This is a genomic window from Halorubrum sp. T3 (assembly GCF_000296615.1).
Classification (GTDB): Archaea; Halobacteriota; Halobacteria; order Halobacteriales; family Haloferacaceae; genus Halorubrum; species Halorubrum ruber.
In genome coordinates, this window is the sequence record NZ_JH815330.1 from 946,672 (window position 1) to 963,619 (window position 16,948).

Here is a 16,948-nt window from a genome sequence, read left to right on the forward strand (position 1 = left end):
CGATTCGACGAGAACGCGGCGAGCGCTCGGCCATCGCGCCACGAGCGCCCCGCGCGTCACGCGCCGAGAAGCGTCCGCGCCGCGGCCACGACGCGGTAACCCACGCCGTAGCCGAGCGCGGCCGGGGGGAGCGCGGCCGCGACCGTCCGGACCGGTCCCAGCCCGTGAACCGTGCGGAGGCCGACGAACAGAAGGATTGCCGCGTACGCGCCGCAGACGACCCTGAGTTCGGGGATCGCTGGTCCGGCCAGCGCCATGGGCGAGCTCGCGTACGCGACGGCCTGGACCGTCTCGCTCACCCCGCCGCGGTCGCGAAGCCCCAACCCGCCGTCGAACTCGACGCTCGCTAGCACGACCGAGACGGTCGCGACCGCGGCGGTCAGGTGAAGACCGACCGGTGCCGCCAGCGCGACCACGACGAGGAACACCACGGCCTCGGACAGCAGCCGCGAGGAAGGGACGACCACGGGCATCGCCGCGGGGTCCGACGCGATCCAGCCGAGCGTGAACGCCGCGGCGACCGCGACCGCGAACGTCAGCGCGGGCGCCTGATCGCCGGGCGTGACCCCGTTGGCGAACGCTCGCTGCGGGCGGACGAGGACCTCGGCCCACGTGCGCGCGATGCCGCGGAGGCCGCGGGGGCGTCCGCCCGCCGAATCCTTCATCCGAGACGTCACGGTCGGAGTTCGGCCGCGCGGAATAACCCGTTTCCGGTTCGGTGCGCGGGGGCCCGAACTCGGTCCGGTCGCTCGACCCCGCCTTCCAAACTTATCAGCGCTGATACGCGGCGCGCAAACGCTTATATCGGTCCCGTCTGAGTGACGGTCGAATGGTTGAGTTCCGGAACGACGAGCGAGGGTTCACCCCGCTGGCGGGGACGGGGCTGCTCGTCGGGGTCGTCGTGTTGCTGCTCGCGCTCGTCGGCGCGGCGGTGTTCGGGCTCATCGACGGCGTCGCTCCGCCGGACGCCGAGTTCGAGGGGCAACAGGAGGGCGGCGACCTCGTCGTCGTCGCGCTCGGCCCCGAGCCGGTCCCGGCGGAGGAGCTGTACGTCCGCGGCGAGGACCCGGACGGGAACGTCCAGTTCGGCGCGTGGCCGGGCGACGGCATCGTCAGACCGGGCGATCAGGTCGTCGTGCCCAACGCCACCGGCAACGAGAACTTCGAGGTCGTCTGGGAGCCGGTGGCGTTCGACACCCGCGAGACGCTCGGCAGCTACGACGGCGAGGACTCCGCGATCCAGGAGTGGAGCGAGGAGAGCGGCGGCGGCACCCCGGGCGGCGCCGTCGGCGTCTGAGGTCGGACGGACGAGCGGTCGGGGGTGACGTCCCCCCGCAGCGAGCCCTCACTCGACGGCGACCCACTCGCCGCGCTCGTCGGATCGCTCGATCGCCGCGAGCGCGCGCTGGACCTCGTACCCGTCCTCGAACGACGGCTCGAACGACTCGCCCTCGGCGACCGCCGAGAGGAACTCGTAGTCCTCGTGGACGAACGTGTGCTCCCACCCGATCACGTGGCCGGGGGGCCACCAGCGGTCGACGTACGGGTCCGACTCCTCGGTCACCAACACCGTCTCGTAGCCGCGGTTCCCCTCCCGGAGCACCTCCAGTTCGTTCAGCCGCTCCAGAGAGAACTTCAGGCTCCCCTTCGATCCGTGAACCGCGATCGTGTGGTCGTTCTTGTGCCCCTCGGCGACGCGGCTGGCTTCGAAGCTCCCGGTCGCGCCCGACTCGTAGGCGACTTGCGCGCTGTACGCGTCGTCGACCGTCACGTCGCGGTACTCCTCGATCTGCCCCTCATCGTCGTAGACGGGGCGCTCGTCGACGAACGTCGTCAGCTGTCCCGAGACGCGGTCGATCCCGCCCACCCGGTCGCCGACGAGGAAGTTCGCGAGGTCGACCGTGTGCGCGCCGAGGTCCCCGAGCGCGCCCGAGCCGGCCATCTCGGCGTCCATCCGCCACGCCCACGGCGCCTCGGGGTCGACGAGCCAGTCCTGGAGGTACCGTCCGCGCACCTGTCGGATCTCGCCGAGCTCCCCGTCATCGATCAGCTCCTTCGCGTAGCGGATCGCGGGGACGAAGCGGTAGTTGAACGCGGTCCCGGCCGTGACGCCCGTCGCGGCCGCCGCGTCGCGCATCGCCGCCGCCTCCTCTAACGTCGGCGCGAGCGGCTTCTCGCAGAGGACAGGGACCCCCGCTTCGAGGGCCGCGATCGACGGCTCCGCGTGGACGTGGTTCGGCCCGAGGTTGTAGAAGACGTCCACCTCATCGAGCGCGGCCTCCCAGTCGGTCGCGGTGTGCGAGAAGCCGAACCGCTCGGCCGCGTCGGCCAGCGCTTCCTCGTCGCGCCCGACGAGCGTGTGGCGCTCGATCTCGGGCGCGTCCGGGAAGAACATCGGGAGCCGCGCCATCGCGTTCGCGTGCGCCTTGCCCATGAATCGATACCCCAGAACGCCGATCTTCAGTGGTTCGTCTGTCATTGTGGTGAACTCCGCGGTCGCCGCCGCCTCACTCCGCCCAGTACGCGTCGCCCGGTTCTGTCTCGAAGACCGCGCGGTCCAGCACGTCGACCGCCTTCTCTAACCCCTCCCGCGAGGAGGTGAGCGAGTCCTCGTGTTCGATCGACAGGGCGCCCTCGTAGCCGACCATCCGGAGCGTCGAGACGACGTCCTTCCAGTGCCCCTCGTCGTGGCCGTAGCCGATCGAGCGGAACAGCCACGAGCGGTCGGCCTCCTCGGCGTAGCCCGTCGTGTCGAGGACGCCCTTCACGCGGGCCTTCGCGTCGTACACCTTCGTGTCCTTCGCGTGGACGTGGTGGATCGCGTCGCGCTCGCCGAGGAACCGGATCGCCTCCGTCACGTCGATCCCCTGCCAGTAGAGGTGCGAGGGGTCGAAGTTGGCCCCAATCCGGTCGTTCGTCGCCTCGCGGAGCGCGGCCATCCCGGTCGGCTCGTACACCAGCATGTTCGGGTGCATCTCGATCGCCACGTCGACGCCGTGGTGATCTGCGTGTTTCGCCACGTCCTGCCAGTAAGGAATCGCCACCTCGTCCCACTGGTAGTCGAGCGCGTCGGCGTGTTCGGTCGGCCACGGCGCCGTGACCCAGTTCGGCGTCGAGTCGCCGGGCGCGCCCGCGGGGAGCCCGGAGAAGCAGGTCACGGCGTCGACGCCGAGCAGGTCGGCCAGCTCTATCGCCTCGCGCAGTTCCCGGTCGGCCGCCGCGGCCCGCTCCTCGTCGGGATGAAGCGGGTTGTTGTGCGTCGCCAGCGCGGAGATCCGGAGCCCGCGGTCGTCGAGCAGGGCGAGCAGCTCGTTGCGCGCGCCAGCGTCGTCGAGGAGTCGCTCGCGGTCGACGTGGTCCTCGCCGGGCCAGCCGCCGACGCCGAGTTCGACGGCGTCGACGCCGATCCCGTCGAGGTACGCGGCCGCGTCGTCGAGCGGTTCGTCGCCCAAGGGAACAGTTAACACGCCGATGTCCATGCGCGGGGCTACACCGACGCGCCGCATAAGCCTTCAGGAAGCGTCGGCGTGGACGCCGGTCGAATCGATCCGGGGATCCGAGACGCTCGTCCGCGGCCGCGCGTTCCCGCCGCGATCCGGGCCGCTCCGCGCCGCGAACCGCATGAGGTTTTAACGGGTGGAACGCGTACGACGTGGTATGGGAATCCTCTCGCGCGCCTCCTACGTCATCCGCTCGAAGGTGAACGCCCTCCTGAACCGAGCGGAGGACCCGACTGAGTCGCTCGACTACTCGTACGAACAGATGCGCGACGAGCTCCAGGACGTCAAACAGGGGATCGCGGACCTGACGACCCAGAAGAAGCGCCTGGAGATCCAGAAGCGCAAGCTCGAAGAGAACGTCGAGAAGCACAACCGCCAGGCCCGCGAGGCGGTCCAGCAGGACCGCGACGACCTCGCGCGGAAGGCCTTGGAAAAGAAGAAGTCGAAGATGAGCCAGATCGAGGAGTTAGAGGGCCAGATCGCCGAGCTGAACAACACGCAGGAGCAGCTCGTCGAGAAGAAGAACAAGCTGCAGAACCGCATCGAGGAGTTCCGCACCAAGAAGGAGACGATGAAGGCCCGCTACGAGGCGGCCGAGGCGTCCTCCCGCGTCTCCGAGGCGATGACGGGCGTCGGCGACGAGATGGAGGACGTGAGCCGCTCGATCGAGCGCGCAGAGGAGCGGACCGAGGAGATGGAGGCGCGCTCCGAGGCGATGGACGAGCTGGAGGACTCCGGCGCGTTCGAGGACGCGCTCTCCGACAAGGACAACATCGACCGCGAGTTAGAGAGCCTCTCGACGGACAGCGAGGTCGACGCCGAGTTAGAGACGCTGAAAGGGGAACTCGGCAAAGGCGAGTCGGCCGACGACGGCGACGCCGCCGTCAGCGACGAGGAGGTCGACGCCGAACTGGAGGACATCGAGTCGGAGATCGACGCGGACGACCTCGAATCGGACCTCGACAGCGAGGCGCGAAGCGCCTCTGGCAGCCGGACGCAGTCCGGCGACGGCGAGAGCAACGACGCCGACCTTGACCAGGAGCTCGACGTCGAGCTAGAGGAGTCGGAGTCCGACGCGGACGAGAAACGGAACTGATCGGATCGAGCGTAGTCGGGTCCGGTCCCAGCGGTCCCCGCCCTTCTCCGTTCCCGCTTCCGATCAGTTCACTCCGAGGTAGGCCGCGCGCCGGTCCCCGCGCGGTCCTGGTCGGCGAGCCGAATTTCGCCGTCGGTGAGCTCGATACCCTCGTACGGGTCCTCGGCGAGCAGCAGCGAGCCGTCGACGTCGGCGTAATCGAGGAGCGGGGCGAGCTGCGCGGCCGCCGCGATGGAGGCGTTCGACTCGATCATGCAGCCGCACATCACTTCGAGGCCGTGCGCCCGCGCGGCGGCGATCAGCCGCCGGGCCTCGGAGATGCTCCCGGTCTTCATCAGCTTCAGGTTCGCGATGTCACAGCGGTCGGCGACCGCGGGCACGTCCGCGGCCGTCACGCATGACTCGTCGGCGGCGATCGGTAGTGCGGACCGCTCGTAGACGTAGCGGAGTCCTTCGGGGTTCTCGGCGGGCACGGGCTGCTCGACGAACTCCACGTCGCGGTCCGCGAGCCACGCGCTCTTCGCCACGGCCTCCTTCGGCGTCCACGCCTCGTTGGCGTCGACGCGGAGCCGCGCGTCGGGCGCGGCGTCGCGGACCGCGTCGATCAGCTCCCGGTCGCGGTCGGTGCCGAGCTTGATCTTCAACACGTCGTAGCCGGCCTCGACGGCGTCGGCCGCCTTCTCGCGCACGCGGTCGGTCTCGTCGAGGCCGATCGTGAACGAGGTCTTCGGCGCGTCGCTCGGGTCGAGCCCCCACAGGCGGTAGAGGGGGACGCCGAGCCGCTTCGCCGCGAGGTCGTGGACGGCGATCGAGACGGCGCAGCGGGCGGCGGGGTTGCCGTTCACGACCCCCTTCAGTTCGGCCTCGATCTCGCGTATCGCGTGAGGGTCGCCGACGCGCTCGACGGCGTCGAGGAGGGCCGGCAGCACCGCCGCGACGGTGTCGGCGGTCTCGCCGTAGTGGGCCGACGGCGCTGCGCCGCCGATCCCAGTCATCCCCGCGTCGTCGGTGACGCGGACGATCACGTTCTCGGCCGCCGTCTGCGTGCCCCGCGAGATGGTGAATGGGTTCTCCAGGGGGAGCGAGACCCGCTCGAACTCGGTGTCGAGGCTCATTCGCCGCCCAGCCCCGCGTCGACGATCCCGTCCACGATGCGGGCCGCTCCGTCCCGGACCGGGTCGGCGGCCGGGACGCCGACCTCATCGCCGAAGTCGGTCACGGCGTCTGCGGCGGCCGCGTCGTCGGCCACGTCCTTCGTGTTGAGCGCGCCGGCGACGACGCTCGTCTCGTGGACCGGCGCCGCCAGGTCCTCGTAGAGGTCGACGTAGTCGGCGAGCGGCGGGAGATCGAACGACTCGTAGCCGTGGACGGCCTCGCGGCCCGCGGCGTGACAGAGGACGAGGCCGTCCGCCATCGACCCGTGGAGGATGCCGCAGGTGACCGCGGAGTAGGCGGGGTGGACGATGCTCCCCTGCCCCTCGACGACGAGCAGGTCGTGGTCGTCGCCGGCCTCGACGAGCATCTCCTCGACCGCGCCGGCCGCGAAGTCGGAGACGACGCGGTCGATCGGGTTACCCCACCCCGCGATCATGATCCCCGTCTGTCCCGTCGGGACGAACGCGGCGTCGATGCCGCGCTCGCGGGCGGCGGCGACGATCTCCAGCGAGGCGGTCATCTTCCCGACCGAGCAGTCGGTGCCGACCGTGAGCACCACGTCGGCGTCGACGTCGCCCGAGGCCCCCGACGCGACCGTGAGGTCGTCGTCCGGCTTCCGGACGTCGACGAGGTCGACGCCGTGTTCGTCGGCCAGCGCGGCCAGCTCCTCGTCCTCGTTTAAGAAGTAGTGGAGGCCGCTCACCACGTCGCAGCCGGCCTCGATCGCGGCCTCGACGTCCGCGCGCCACGACTCGTCGAAGCCGCCGCCGATGGGCGCGATCCCGATATATAAGGCGTCGAGTTCGCCGTCGGCGGCCGCGTGCGCGTCCCCGAACGAGTCGACGATCGGCGCGTCCGAAACCTCCGCTACGTGGTCACTCACTCGGTCGCCGGCGCGGTCGCGGTCGAGGACAGCCCGGACGTCCTGGTCGCCGTAGCGCAGCACGCCGAGCGCGGTCTTCGCGCGGTCGGGGAACTTCTCGTGGGCGAGGACGGCGATCCGCTCGTGGTCCATGGTGGGTCGCTCGCCCCGGGAGTTCTTAAATGAGTCGAGGGTCGGCCGAGACCCGAACGATCGCGGCGGCATTTTTGACATCCTCCTCCGGCTAAAGCCGGAGGAATCCCGAGCGTTGGGATATTAGGGTTTGCAGTCTCCCTGTTCTCTCGTGTTGAACGACCCGCTCTCGCGGTCGAATAGGAAGACTCCGGGCTGTGCCAACCAGCCGTTACTCATATCCCCCGTCGGGGGACTCTGAGTTATCTTTCGCCGGATGTTCACCGCACCGTTCACGTCTGCGTTCATCGTCGTCTCGCACGACGAACAGACATACAGACCGCGTTTCACGCGGTTGCTATCCCGGATCTGTCCGCAACACGAACACGTCTTGCTCGTGTTCTCCTCGTCTACGCGGTCAACGAGGATGCCGTGTTCTTCGGCCTTGTATTCGAGAAGACGAGCGAATCGGTCGAACTCCCACCCGTGGAGTTTCTTGTTCCCCGACGCACCCCAGTTCCGCGAGTCGCCGTTCTCGTCTTCGCGGATGTCGCTGAGATCGCCAACCGCTATCTTCCCGATACCTTCTTCGACACACCGCTCAACGATGTGTTTCGACAGGGTGTGGAGGAAGTGGTCTTTGCGTCGGGAAAGTTTCTGGCGAGCCTTCCGCGCACGCTTTGACGGGCCGTTCTCGCCTTCGGTCTGGTACTCCTCGCGGGTGAAGTAGTGCTTGTCCTCCTTCAGCACGTTCCCCGGATACAACTCCGCAGAGCTGTCCTCGTAGTCGATGGCGAGGTAGTTACTGATCCCGAGGTCGATTCCCGCCGTCTTGTCTCCCGGTGCGTCTTCGGCGGGAATTTCTTTTTTACAAACGAGATGGAGTTCCCACTTGTCTCCGTTCCAGACGGCACGCACCTGCTGGATGTTCTCAACTTCTACGTCGGGTCGGGTTTCGTACTCCGCGAGGATGAAGTCAGACCGACTCTCTTTCAGGTTGAAACCTTTCGAAAGACGGAGTTGGCCGTGCTTCGTGTCGTGCTTGATGGCTCGTTTCTTCCACGTGACGGTGGAGCGTGGGTGTCGGTCGCCACGTTTCCGGTAGCCCGGTGGGTTGTTGCCGTTGTCGGAATTGTACCAACCGGTGAACGCCTCAGCAAGTTCTTCGAGAACTCGCTGACTTGACTGCGAATGGAGGTCATTGTAGCGTTCGTGGTTTTTCAACTCCGATTTCAGTTTGGCTTCCCCGGGTATCTCACCGGTTTCGTCCCATCGTTGTTGGATGTGGTAGCGTCCGACGTTCCACAGTTTCGAGACGGAGAACCCGCACTGGTCAAGGTCGTCACGGACCTGTTGGTGGTTCGTGATACGTGCGACGTAGGTGCGGGTCGTCTCCAGCATCGTGCTACGTCCATAATACGTTATGAAAGTATGAGTTATAAAACTAACGACTGGACGTGGAATATCCGGTTGGAACGTTGTCGGTGGATTATCGGTTAGAGTGTTGGATTCATCCCGCGCCTAAAGGCGCGGGTATTCTCCTTGCTCTTTATAAACGAACTGCGGTGGCGCGTGCCTGCGAGGCCGCCTCGCGGCCGAGCAGCACGCGCGAGGGAGTCAGTCGCCGGAGCGAAGCGGAGGCGACTGACGAGGCTGGGGAGGTGTGAGGCGCGGTGCCGTGCGGTGCGGGGCGGGACTCAAAGGGGCAGCCGGGAGGCGGGCGCAGGCGACGCAAGCACCGCAGGGAGCGGAGCGACCGAGGAGCGCAGCGAGCGTGCGCCCGCCTCCCGGCTGGGGCTTTGGACGTGTTCGCTGTCGATCCGCAGCCTTTCATTTATAAAAGAGTGGCTGGGGCTTTGGACGTGTTCGCCGGTGATTCCCCGTCAAATACTTATAAATAAGCGGCCCAAGCGCGAGTGAGACGTCCCGCCGTTCCGACGGTTCTATTTATAAACGCGTATCAAGCGCTGCCGTCGACGAACTGGTCGGCGCCCTCGTAGAACCAGTAGCCGTTCTCGCGCATCGCGCGGCCGAGTTCTTGGTGGAACTCGACGAAGTCCGCGAACTCCTCCTGCTCGACGTGCTCGAAGATCTCCTCGACGGAGACGACCGTCTCGAAGTCGATCCGGATCGGATGGTCGCCGTACTGCTCGACGTACTCCTCAGCCGTGAGCGGGAAGTCCTCCTCCTCGTCGATCTTCTTCGCGAGCACGGCGTGGCCGTACTGCCGCATGCCCTCGCTCCCCTGCTCGCCGTCGGGGTCGTGTGGCCAGTCCATGTCTGGGGATTCGCCGGATCGGGGATAGTGGTTTCGGATGCGGCGGTGGCGGCCGACCGCGTGCTGCGACCTGCTCAATCACACGCCGACCGCCGCACAAGACACTTCACACCGGTCCGCGTGGCCCCCGGTATGCGCCGCAGAGCCCTCCTCGCGTCCGCGGCCGCCGTCTCGACAGCCTCGCTCGCCGGCTGTCCGACGCCGCCGTGGACCGACGACCCCACGAAAATCGACGGCGCCGAGGTGACGTTCCGCCGCGAGTACGACGGCGACCTCGACGTCACGGGCTCCGGCGGGAACGACGTCGCCGAGGTGCGCCGCCGCCTCGACGAGGACCCGCCGCGAATAGTCGTGGCGGGATCGCTCCTCGACGGCCCCCGGCGCTGCTATCGGGTCACGCTGTTCGAGGCGGCGCTCGACGATGGAACGCTCCGCCTCCGGCTCCGCTCCGAGGACGACCCCGACTCGGACGTCGACCGGTGTTCGGACATCGCCGAACCACACCCGTACTCGGTCGCCGTCGTGTTCGCCCACGCCCCCGTACCGGACCGCGTCGTCGTCCGCCACGGCGAGGAGACGGTGCTCGAAGAGAGCGTATAAAAGAGCCGACGACGCTCAGTCGTCTGCCGAAGCCGGCGAGTCGTCGCCCGCGGCCTCGATGTCGACCTCGATCTCCGCGGACGCGGCCTTGTACTCCGGAATCTTAGCGCGCTCGTCGAGCACGTCGTTGGTGAGGCGGTTCGCGGAGGCGGCCGCGAAGTGCGGCGTGGTCCAGACGACGCCCTCCTTGATGTCCTCGGTGACGTCGGCGCGGACGGTGATCTCGCCGCGGCGGGACTTCAGCACGATGTCGTCGCCGTCCTCGATGCCGTACCGCTCGGCGTCGTTCGGGTGGACGTCGACGAAGTTCTCCGGGTGCTGCTTCGAGAGCGTGGGCGAGCGCCGGCTCATCGTCCCCGTATTGTAGTGCTCTTCGAGCCGCGCCGTGGTCAACACGAGCGGGTACTCCTCGTCGGGGACCTCCTTCGGCTCTTGGTGGACGACGCCCTCGATGCGGCCGAGGCCGTCCTCGGTCTCGAACTCGTCCTCGTAGAGGAACGGGTCGCCCTCGTCGCCCTCCTCGTAGCAGGGCCAGTGGAGCCCCGTCTCGCCGAGCGCGTCGTAGGTCATCCCGTGCATGATCGGGCAGACCTCGCGCAGCTCCTCGAACACGTCCTCGGGACCGTCGAAGTCGAAGGCTCCACCGGGCTCCGCCCGGTTCTCCGAGGAACTCCGTTCCTCGCCGCCCCCGAACAGCCGCGTCCCCACCTCACAGAGGATGTCGAGGTCGTGGCGCGTGTTCTCGTGAACTTTGTGGACGCCGCGCATGCGCTGGACGCGCCGGTCGGTGTTGGTGACGGTGCCGTCGCGCTCGGCCCACGTCGTCGCCGGGAGGACCACGTCCGCGAGCTCGGCGGTCTCGGTCATGAAGATGTCTTGGACCACCATGAAGTCCAAGTCCTCGCGGAACCGCTTCTCGGTCTCGTTGCCGTCGGGCTCGCTCATGATCGGGTTCTCGCCCATGACGTAGAGCCCGTGGACGGTGTCGCCGATCGCGTGGGAGATCTCGACGTTCGTCAGCCCGGGCTCCGAGGGGATCTCGAACCCCCACACGTCCTCGACGCTCTCGCGCGCCTCGTCGTCGTCGACGAGCTGGTACCCCGGGAGGACGTTCGGCATCGCGCCCACGTCGCAGGTGCCCTGGACGTTGTTCTGCCCGCGCAGGGGGTTGACACCCGTGCCCGGCCGGCCGAGGTTCCCCGTGATCAGCGCGAGGTTGATCTCGTTTTGTACGTTGTCGACGCCGCACGTGTGCTGGCTCATCCCCATGCCGGTGAAGATGGCGGCGTCGTTGGCCATCGCGTACTTCTCGGCGGCGAGCTCGATGTCCTCCAGCGGAACGCCGCACTCCTCGGCGGCCGCCTCCTTGTCGAAGTCCGCGAGCGTCTCCTTCAGGTGGTCGATCCCCTTCGTGCGCTCCTCGACGAACGCCTCGTCGATCCAGCCCGCGTCCGGCTCGTCCTCGTGCCGCTCTAAGATCGTCTTGAGAACGATGTTAAGCAGCGGGATGTCCGTGCCGGGCTTCAGCTGGAGGTGCATGTGCCGGTCGGTGTCGTCGATCTCGAACGACCGGGTGGTCTTGTTCGCGTGCGGGTCGACCTGGATGACGGTCGCGCCCTCTAAGACGGCCTGTCGGAAGTACTGGCTGTTGGCGATCGGGTGCTGCTCGCCCGGGTTCGCGCCCTGGATCCACAGCACGTCTGCGGAGTCCTCTAAGTCGGCCATGCTGTTCGTCATCGCGCCCATCCCGAGGCTGGTGCGCAGCGCCCAGACGGTGGAAGCGTGACACATCCGCGTGCAGTTGTCGACCTGATTCGTGCCGTACCGGCGCGCCAACTTCTGGATCAGGTAGTTCTCCTCGTTGAACGTCTTCGAGGAGCCGAAGAATCCCATCCCGTCCGGGCCGTGCTCCTCGCGGATCCCCTCCATCTCGTCGACGACCCGACCGAGCGCCTCGTCCCACGTCGCCTCGCGGAACTCGCCGTCCTCCTTGATCAACGGCTCGGTCAGCCGGTCCTCGTGGTCGACGACCTGCGTCGCCGCGCCGCCCTTGATACAGACGCTCCCCTCGTTCACCGGCGCGTCGCCCCACGGCATGAACCGCATCTCGCCGGGCTCGTCGCCCTCGAGGACGCGGATCCCGCAGCCGACGCCGCAGTACGGGCAGATCGTTTTCGTCGCGTCGTCCGGCTCACTGGACATCGGTCTCACCGCCCCCGTGTGTACTCATACCGCATGATCTATCGTCACCGTCTATCAGTGTACCGGTGGTTTCCCGGGGCCCCGTTGAAACCCTCAGCAAGTGATGTATTCCGCCCCGGTTGCGGTCAATACAGTTTGCTCACCGAACGAATTCAAATACGGCCGAGAAGACGAGATGTCGCTACCTATCAAGCGGGCAATGAAGAGATTTCGAACACGGACGGCGAATCGATTACGGTTCAAATCGACTGCTCGCACGCCGCTATAGATCACTCACCTGATATTTCGGGATGGAAATCTGCCGAAACCTTTCGTTATCGGGACAGGAATCGAAGTGATTAATTTCCTATGCCAGTGTACTATCTCAGATGGAGGAGCTATTGTTTCTGGGTGTCTTCGCCTGTTTAGCGGGCATCGCAGTTATCTTCCATACCGCTGTCCGGCAGAGGAACGCTCCCGCAGTAATCAACGCGGGTGTGTCGTTTCTGCTGGTGTTCATTCCGGTTCTCGTCGATGCCCTTGCCAACTGGTTTTACGGAATCCGAGTGGGACTTACCCCGGAACTTCCACTGTGGATCGCCGTCACCGGTCTGTTTCACTCCTACGGTATGCTCGGCCCATACGACGAGATCTCTTGGTGGGACCACCTCACCCATACGCTGTCGGCGGCGCTCGTGGCAGCGTTGCTGTACGCTGTAGTGATAGTCGCCGTCGAGTATACACTAGTTCCGGCCGGTACTAGTCTGATATGGGCCACGGTGGTGTTGGTTACGCTCCTGTCAGGGGTGTTCTGGGAGCTGATCGAACTTCTCGCGCGGGATTTCGGACGGAAGTTTGACCTCCCACCTGTACTCGATCACTATGGCCGACAGGATACGATCTTGGACCTGTTCTTCGACGTTGTCGGCGCGGTGCTCGTCCTCGTTGCCGACCTGCGGCTGTTCGTCCCGATGGCGGAGGTCTCCCCCCAGACGACGGTAGCGGCCCTGGTCGTCGTCCTCGGTGGATTGGTGGTCGGATCACTCGTTATGTCGTTAATTGTCGTCGTCAAGCAAGCTGATTCTAAAACGCAGACAGACTCTGGTAGATCCGACTGATTCGGTGTCCAATTGGAACCTCGATCTTCCGTAGTTTCTCTGCCATAACCGTAGCAAGCAGTAGGTACGCTTCAGCGAACCGCTGTTCAGGCGATTATGTATGTGAAGAATGAGATTTCAACGGGGCCTTTCACGAGCGTCGAAGCGTGCGAAGTGGGAAGACGGTGCGAAGCGAGTGGGAGGACCGTGCGAAGCGAGTGGGAGGACCGTGCGAAGCGAGTGGGAAGACGGTGCGAAGCGAGTGGGAGGTCCGCGAACCTTCGGGCCCTCGCGGTCGGCGTCGAGGCGGCACGGCTCTCCGCGCACAGATCTGTTAACATCGGCGAACGTCTGATTGTTAAGGGTAAATATAATGGAAAAACATTTACTATGGTTTGTTAACACGATACAATCGGAATCAACATGAGAGCTGTTGTCTATCAAGGCCCGTACGACGTGGCCGTCGAAGACGTAGAGGAACCGGAGATAGAACACCCGAACGACGTCGTCGTCGACATCACGACGTCCTGTATCTGCGGGTCGGACCTCCACATGTACGAGGGCCGAACCGCGGCCGAGGAGGGGATCGTCTTCGGCCACGAGAACATGGGGATCGTCAGCGAGGTGGGCGAGGCGGTCTCGACGCTGGAGGAGGGCGACCGCGTCGTCATGCCGTTCAACGTCTCCTGCGGCTTCTGTCAGAACTGCGAGGAGGGGTACACCGGCTTCTGTACCAACGTCAACCCCGGCTTCGCGGGCGGCGCGTACGGCTACGTCGCCATGGGCCCGTATCCGGGCGGACAGGCGGAGAAGCTGCGCGTCCCGTACGCCGACCACAACGCGCTGAAGCTGCCGGAGGGCCGCGAACACGAGGACGCGTTCTCGCTGCTCGCGGACATCTTCCCGACGGGGTGGCACGGCACCGAACTCGCCAACCTCCAGCCCGGGGAGTCGGTCGCCATCTTCGGTGCCGGGCCGGTCGGGCTGATGGCCGCCTACAGCGCGAAGATCAAGGGCGCGGCCGAGATCTACATCGTCGACCAGGTGCCGAGCCGACTGGAGCTGGCCGAGGAGTACTGCGACGCCCACGCCATCGACTTCTCCGAGGGCGATCCGGTCGACCAGATCATCGAGGAGCACGGCGGGATGGTCGACAAGGGCGTCGACGCGGTCGGCTACCAGGCGACCGACCCGGACGACGTCGACACCGAGACGGAGGACTACTCCTACCAGCCGGCCAAGGAGAACCCGGCGGTCGTGATCAACAACCTCATCCGCGTGGTCCGGCCGACCGGCGAGCTGGGAATTCCCGGCCTCTACGTCCCCGAGGACCCCGGCGCGCCCGACGACATGGCCGCGCAGGGACGCCTCGGCATCGACTTCGGGAAGTTCTTCGAGAAGGGGCTCAAGTGTGGCACCGGGCAGTGTAACGTGAAGGAGTACAACCGCTACCTGCGCGACATGATCATCGAGGGCCGAGCCGATCCGAGCTGGGTCGTCTCCCACCGGGTCAACCTCGACGAGGCGCCCGAGATGTACGAGGCGTTCGACGCCCGCGAGGAGGGCGTCACGAAGGTCCTGCTGGAGCCCTAACTCCCGAACTACCCCTCCCGGCGTTCCGATTTTTTCGCTCCTGACGCGTCAGGCCCGGAGCCACGCCTTCGGGTGTTCCGCCCGGAGATGCGACTGGTACCGCGAAATCAGCTCCGGATACCCGTCGGCGACGCAGTGCCACTCGCAGAGGTCGCACCCCCGCTCGACCGCCTCGTCGCCGCCCTGAACGTGTCCGCCGCGTCTGTACGTGACCATGATGAGATTCCCGCCGCGGCCGGTCCGCGTCGATAGGTAGCGTACGACACGGACGGGGTTCACTCTGTCGGCGGTCGAGACGCGCGGCGGCGACCGCGGGAATCCCGCCCCGTCGTACCCTCCTTGTCGCTCCCTCCTCGTCGTACCCCCCTCACCGCTCCCGCCCGCCGCTCCCGCCGAAACCGGTATGTCGATCCCTCTCGTGGGTGCTCGTATGTGTAAGTACTGTAACTGGGCGTTCCACGACGAGTGGGGCCAGCTGCTGAAGTACGACGACGTCTACCAGTCGGCGGTCGGGGGCGAGACGGAGTCCACCCACGGGTTCCACGAGGAGTGGGACGACCTCCAGGCGGAACTCGGGATCTGACTCGTCGGCCTCATAGCGGGAACGCGTCCGCCGCTGTCTCCTCGACGGTCGCCGTCTTCTCGTCGGCGCCGGCCGTCGCCAAGGCGTCGAGTTCGCCGCGAATCTTCCCCTCGTCCATCTCGCTGCCGATGAACACGAGCCGCGTCCGGCGGTCGTCGTCGGGCCCCCACTCGCCGATCGGGCCCGCCTGTACCGAGGGGCCGGCCTGGCTCACGCCGATCACCTCGTCGGTGCCCGCGACGTTCGCGACGCCCTTCGCCCGCACGATGGCGCCGTCCCAGTCGTCGAGCCAGTCCGCGAACGGCTCCGGGTCGAGCGCGTCGGCGGAGCGGTAGACGAACGAGTCGACCCCGTGGGCCGCGGCGGCCCCCTCGGCGTGGTCGTGGTCGTGCGCGTGGCCGCTTCCTCCTTCTCCGCCCTCGCCCGTTGCGTCGCCCTCACCCGCCGCGCTGCCCTCGCTCGCGGCGATCTCGCGTTTCCACCCCGGCGACCGCTTTGCCGTCTCGAAGTCGAACCGCCCGGTGTCGAGCACGTCGCCGGGGTCGACCTCGGAGTAGCTCGTCCGGATCCGCTTCGCGCGCGGCCCCAACCGGTCGGCGACCGACTCGATCTCGTCGAGCACGTCGTCGGGGACCATGTCCGTCTTGTTCAACACGAGCACGTCGCAGAACTCGATCCCCTCGACGAGCACGTCCGCGAGGGGCCGGTCGGCCGCCGGCTCGCCGTCGCCCGGGAGGCTCTCGCCGGCGTCGAACTCCTTCCAGAACCCGTAGGTGTCGAGGACGGTCACCATCGTGTCCAGCCGGAAACGCTCGGTCGGGTCGACCTCGCTGTCCTCGGTCCCCTCGGTGAACGCCCGGGCGACCGGGATCGGCTCGGAGATGCCCGACGACTCGACGAGGAGGTAGTCGAACTCGCGGGACTCGGCGAGCGCCGCGGCCTCAGAGAGGAGGTCGTCCTGGAGCCGGCAGCAGATACAGCCGTTCGAGAGGTCGACGACGCCCTCCTCGTCGTTCTCGCGGGCGACGAGTTCGGCGTCGACGTTCACCTCGCCCATGTCGTTTAAGATGACCGCGATGCGCCTGTCGCCGGGGTTCGCGAGCAGGTGATTCACCAATGTCGTCTTCCCGGCGCCGAGGTAGCCGCTGAGGACCGTGACCGGGATCCGGTCGTCTGTCATGTGTGTCACCAGTGCCCACGTCTGTATGAAACGATCGATCGGAACGATCGAGACGAACGTTCATCCGTGCCACCGCCGTACCGCGAGGCGATGGACCTGAGCGAGTCGACCGTCCGGGAGCGAGCCCGGGCGTACACAGAGACCGAACCGCTGTACGACGTGGAGCGCCAGCACGTCGAGACGGTCCCAGAGACGTTCGCCGGCGACGAGTACGGGCGCCGGGACGCGCAGTGGATCGTCCGGTGGTATTTCCGGCGGTACCTCGGGGAGTACCCGGACCGCGAGCGGCGCGAGCGGGAGGAGGCGTTCCGCGACAACGAGTTCGACGACGTGATCGACGCCCTCGACGCCGCCGTCGACGCGGTGGGCGTAAAAAACGACGACTCAGCGAACGTCGACGACGCCCTCGACGCGCTCACCGCGCTCGACGGGGTCGACGTCGCGGTCGCGTCCGGATTTCTCCAGTTCCTCGCCCCGTCGCGGTTCGTCGCGATAGACCGCCGAACCTGGGCGGTCTTGGCCGCGGCCGGCGAGCTTGACGACGCCTACCCGGACCCGCCGTCGGCCGCCGACTACCGGCGGTTCGACGACGCCTGTCGAGCCGTGATGGACCGGACCGGCGTCGACGCGTGGACGCTGTACCGGGCGCTGTGGCGGTCGTTCGAGGAGGTTCCGAGGGAGGACTCGTAGG

General features: G+C 66.8%; 17 protein-coding genes. 7 read left to right on the forward strand and 10 right to left on the reverse strand.

Translation table 11 applies throughout. The annotated features are described in order from the left end of the window. Nucleotides 1-56: 56 nt before the first annotated feature. Nucleotides 57-665, reverse strand: a complete 609-nt coding sequence (locus tag B378_RS0113830) for a YIP1 family protein (RefSeq protein ID WP_017344364.1) — start codon at nt 663-665, stop codon at nt 57-59. 164 nt (nt 666-829) lie between these two features. Here B378_RS0113830 and B378_RS0113835 point away from each other — a divergent pair, with 164 nt between their 5' ends. Further along, nucleotides 830-1,297, forward strand: coding sequence for a type IV pilin (locus tag B378_RS0113835; protein ID WP_017344365.1), 468 nt, complete (start codon nt 830-832; stop codon nt 1,295-1,297). A 48-nt stretch (nt 1,298-1,345) separates the two neighbouring features. On the opposite strand, the gene B378_RS0113840 is transcribed toward B378_RS0113835, so the two are convergent. Further along, complete coding sequence (locus B378_RS0113840; RefSeq protein WP_026046301.1) at nt 1,346-2,479, reverse strand: Gfo/Idh/MocA family protein; 1,134 nt, start codon at nt 2,477-2,479, stop codon at nt 1,346-1,348. A gap of 28 nt (nt 2,480-2,507) precedes the next feature. After that, nucleotides 2,508-3,479, reverse strand: a complete 972-nt coding sequence (locus B378_RS0113845; RefSeq protein WP_017344367.1) for a sugar phosphate isomerase/epimerase — start codon at nt 3,477-3,479, stop codon at nt 2,508-2,510. Nucleotides 3,480-3,657: 178 nt separating this feature from the next. Between B378_RS0113845 and B378_RS0113855 the strand changes: the two genes are divergently transcribed. Continuing rightward, entirely contained in the window at nt 3,658-4,596 is a 939-nt protein-coding gene (locus tag B378_RS0113855; protein WP_017344369.1) for a PspA/IM30 family protein, read from the forward strand. A gap of 68 nt (nt 4,597-4,664) precedes the next feature. Here B378_RS0113855 and B378_RS0113860 read toward each other — a convergent pair whose 3' ends face one another. The 4 genes from B378_RS0113860 to B378_RS0113875 form a co-directional block, all read right to left on the reverse strand. Continuing rightward, entirely contained in the window at nt 4,665-5,711 is a 1,047-nt protein-coding gene (locus B378_RS0113860) for a dipeptide epimerase (RefSeq protein WP_017344370.1), read from the reverse strand. Next, a complete protein-coding gene (locus B378_RS0113865; RefSeq protein WP_017344371.1) occupies nt 5,708-6,766 on the reverse strand; it encodes a DUF1611 domain-containing protein in 1,059 nt (352 codons plus the stop codon). Before B378_RS0113865 ends, B378_RS0113860 begins: the two co-directional genes overlap by 4 nt. Nucleotides 6,767-6,889: 123 nt before the next feature. Next, entirely contained in the window at nt 6,890-8,146 is a 1,257-nt protein-coding gene (locus B378_RS0113870) for an RNA-guided endonuclease TnpB family protein (RefSeq protein WP_017344372.1), read from the reverse strand. 559 nt (nt 8,147-8,705) lie between these two features. Then, on the reverse strand, nt 8,706-9,023 hold the full coding sequence (locus tag B378_RS0113875; RefSeq protein WP_017344373.1) for a DUF5785 family protein: 318 nt from the start codon (nt 9,021-9,023) through the stop codon (nt 8,706-8,708). A 132-nt stretch (nt 9,024-9,155) separates the two neighbouring features. Between B378_RS0113875 and B378_RS0113880 the strand changes: the two genes are divergently transcribed. Further along, the gene (locus tag B378_RS0113880; protein WP_017344374.1) at nt 9,156-9,623 is read left to right on the forward strand and encodes a hypothetical protein; all 468 of its coding nucleotides are present in this window, start codon (nt 9,156-9,158) and stop codon (nt 9,621-9,623) included. A 15-nt stretch (nt 9,624-9,638) separates the two neighbouring features. Here B378_RS0113880 and fdhF read toward each other — a convergent pair whose 3' ends face one another. Beyond that, entirely contained in the window at nt 9,639-11,825 is a 2,187-nt protein-coding gene (gene fdhF / locus B378_RS0113885; protein WP_017344375.1) for a formate dehydrogenase subunit alpha, read from the reverse strand. Nucleotides 11,826-12,193: 368 nt separating this feature from the next. Between fdhF and B378_RS0113890 the strand changes: the two genes are divergently transcribed. Both B378_RS0113890 and B378_RS0113895 read left to right on the forward strand, forming a co-directional pair. Continuing rightward, nucleotides 12,194-12,922: a hypothetical protein gene (locus B378_RS0113890; protein ID WP_017344376.1), complete on the forward strand. Its 729-nt coding sequence runs from the start codon at nt 12,194-12,196 to the stop codon at nt 12,920-12,922. 402 nt (nt 12,923-13,324) lie between these two features. Beyond that, complete coding sequence (locus B378_RS0113895) at nt 13,325-14,494, forward strand: glutathione-independent formaldehyde dehydrogenase (RefSeq protein ID WP_026046302.1); 1,170 nt, start codon at nt 13,325-13,327, stop codon at nt 14,492-14,494. 48 nt (nt 14,495-14,542) lie between these two features. On the opposite strand, the gene B378_RS17145 is transcribed toward B378_RS0113895, so the two are convergent. After that, nucleotides 14,543-14,710: a hypothetical protein gene (locus B378_RS17145; protein ID WP_017344378.1), complete on the reverse strand. Its 168-nt coding sequence runs from the start codon at nt 14,708-14,710 to the stop codon at nt 14,543-14,545. A gap of 214 nt (nt 14,711-14,924) precedes the next feature. Between B378_RS17145 and B378_RS17150 the strand changes: the two genes are divergently transcribed. Beyond that, a complete protein-coding gene (locus B378_RS17150; RefSeq protein ID WP_017344379.1) occupies nt 14,925-15,077 on the forward strand; it encodes a hypothetical protein in 153 nt (50 codons plus the stop codon). Nucleotides 15,078-15,087: 10 nt separating this feature from the next. Here B378_RS17150 and B378_RS0113910 read toward each other — a convergent pair whose 3' ends face one another. Next, nucleotides 15,088-16,257, reverse strand: coding sequence for a GTP-binding protein (locus B378_RS0113910; protein ID WP_017344380.1), 1,170 nt, complete (start codon nt 16,255-16,257; stop codon nt 15,088-15,090). 90 nt (nt 16,258-16,347) lie between these two features. Here B378_RS0113910 and B378_RS0113915 point away from each other — a divergent pair, with 90 nt between their 5' ends. Next, nucleotides 16,348-16,947 carry a hypothetical protein gene (locus B378_RS0113915; RefSeq protein WP_017344381.1) on the forward strand — a complete coding sequence of 200 codons (600 nt, stop codon included), beginning with the start codon at nt 16,348-16,350 and terminating at the stop codon, nt 16,945-16,947. Nucleotide 16,948 lies beyond the last annotated feature (1 nt).

Bases quoted from the DNA above. Each gene is read 5' to 3' on its own strand.
- B378_RS0113830 (WP_017344364.1), bottom strand. From the start codon at position 665: ATGAAGGATTCGGCGGGCGGACGCCCCCGCGGCCTCCGCGGCATCGCG.
- B378_RS0113875 (WP_017344373.1), bottom strand. From the start codon at position 9,023: ATGGACTGGCCACACGACCCCGACGGCGAGCAGGGGAGCGAGGGCATG.
- B378_RS0113880 (WP_017344374.1), top strand. From the start codon at position 9,156: ATGCGCCGCAGAGCCCTCCTCGCGTCCGCGGCCGCCGTCTCGACAGCC.
- B378_RS0113895 (WP_026046302.1), top strand. From the start codon at position 13,325: ATGAGAGCTGTTGTCTATCAAGGCCCGTACGACGTGGCCGTCGAAGAC.
- B378_RS0113835 (WP_017344365.1), top strand. From the start codon at position 830: ATGGTTGAGTTCCGGAACGACGAGCGAGGGTTCACCCCGCTGGCGGGG.
- B378_RS0113845 (WP_017344367.1), bottom strand. From the start codon at position 3,479: ATGGACATCGGCGTGTTAACTGTTCCCTTGGGCGACGAACCGCTCGAC.
- B378_RS17145 (WP_017344378.1), bottom strand. From the start codon at position 14,710: ATGGTCACGTACAGACGCGGCGGACACGTTCAGGGCGGCGACGAGGCG.
- B378_RS0113865 (WP_017344371.1), bottom strand. From the start codon at position 6,766: ATGGACCACGAGCGGATCGCCGTCCTCGCCCACGAGAAGTTCCCCGAC.
- B378_RS0113840 (WP_026046301.1), bottom strand. From the start codon at position 2,479: ATGACAGACGAACCACTGAAGATCGGCGTTCTGGGGTATCGATTCATG.
- B378_RS0113910 (WP_017344380.1), bottom strand. From the start codon at position 16,257: ATGACAGACGACCGGATCCCGGTCACGGTCCTCAGCGGCTACCTCGGC.
- B378_RS0113855 (WP_017344369.1), top strand. From the start codon at position 3,658: ATGGGAATCCTCTCGCGCGCCTCCTACGTCATCCGCTCGAAGGTGAAC.
- B378_RS17150 (WP_017344379.1), top strand. From the start codon at position 14,925: ATGTGTAAGTACTGTAACTGGGCGTTCCACGACGAGTGGGGCCAGCTG.
- fdhF (WP_017344375.1), bottom strand. From the start codon at position 11,825: ATGTCCAGTGAGCCGGACGACGCGACGAAAACGATCTGCCCGTACTGC.
- B378_RS0113890 (WP_017344376.1), top strand. From the start codon at position 12,194: ATGGAGGAGCTATTGTTTCTGGGTGTCTTCGCCTGTTTAGCGGGCATC.
- B378_RS0113870 (WP_017344372.1), bottom strand. From the start codon at position 8,146: ATGCTGGAGACGACCCGCACCTACGTCGCACGTATCACGAACCACCAA.
- B378_RS0113860 (WP_017344370.1), bottom strand. From the start codon at position 5,711: ATGAGCCTCGACACCGAGTTCGAGCGGGTCTCGCTCCCCCTGGAGAAC.
- B378_RS0113915 (WP_017344381.1), top strand. From the start codon at position 16,348: ATGGACCTGAGCGAGTCGACCGTCCGGGAGCGAGCCCGGGCGTACACA.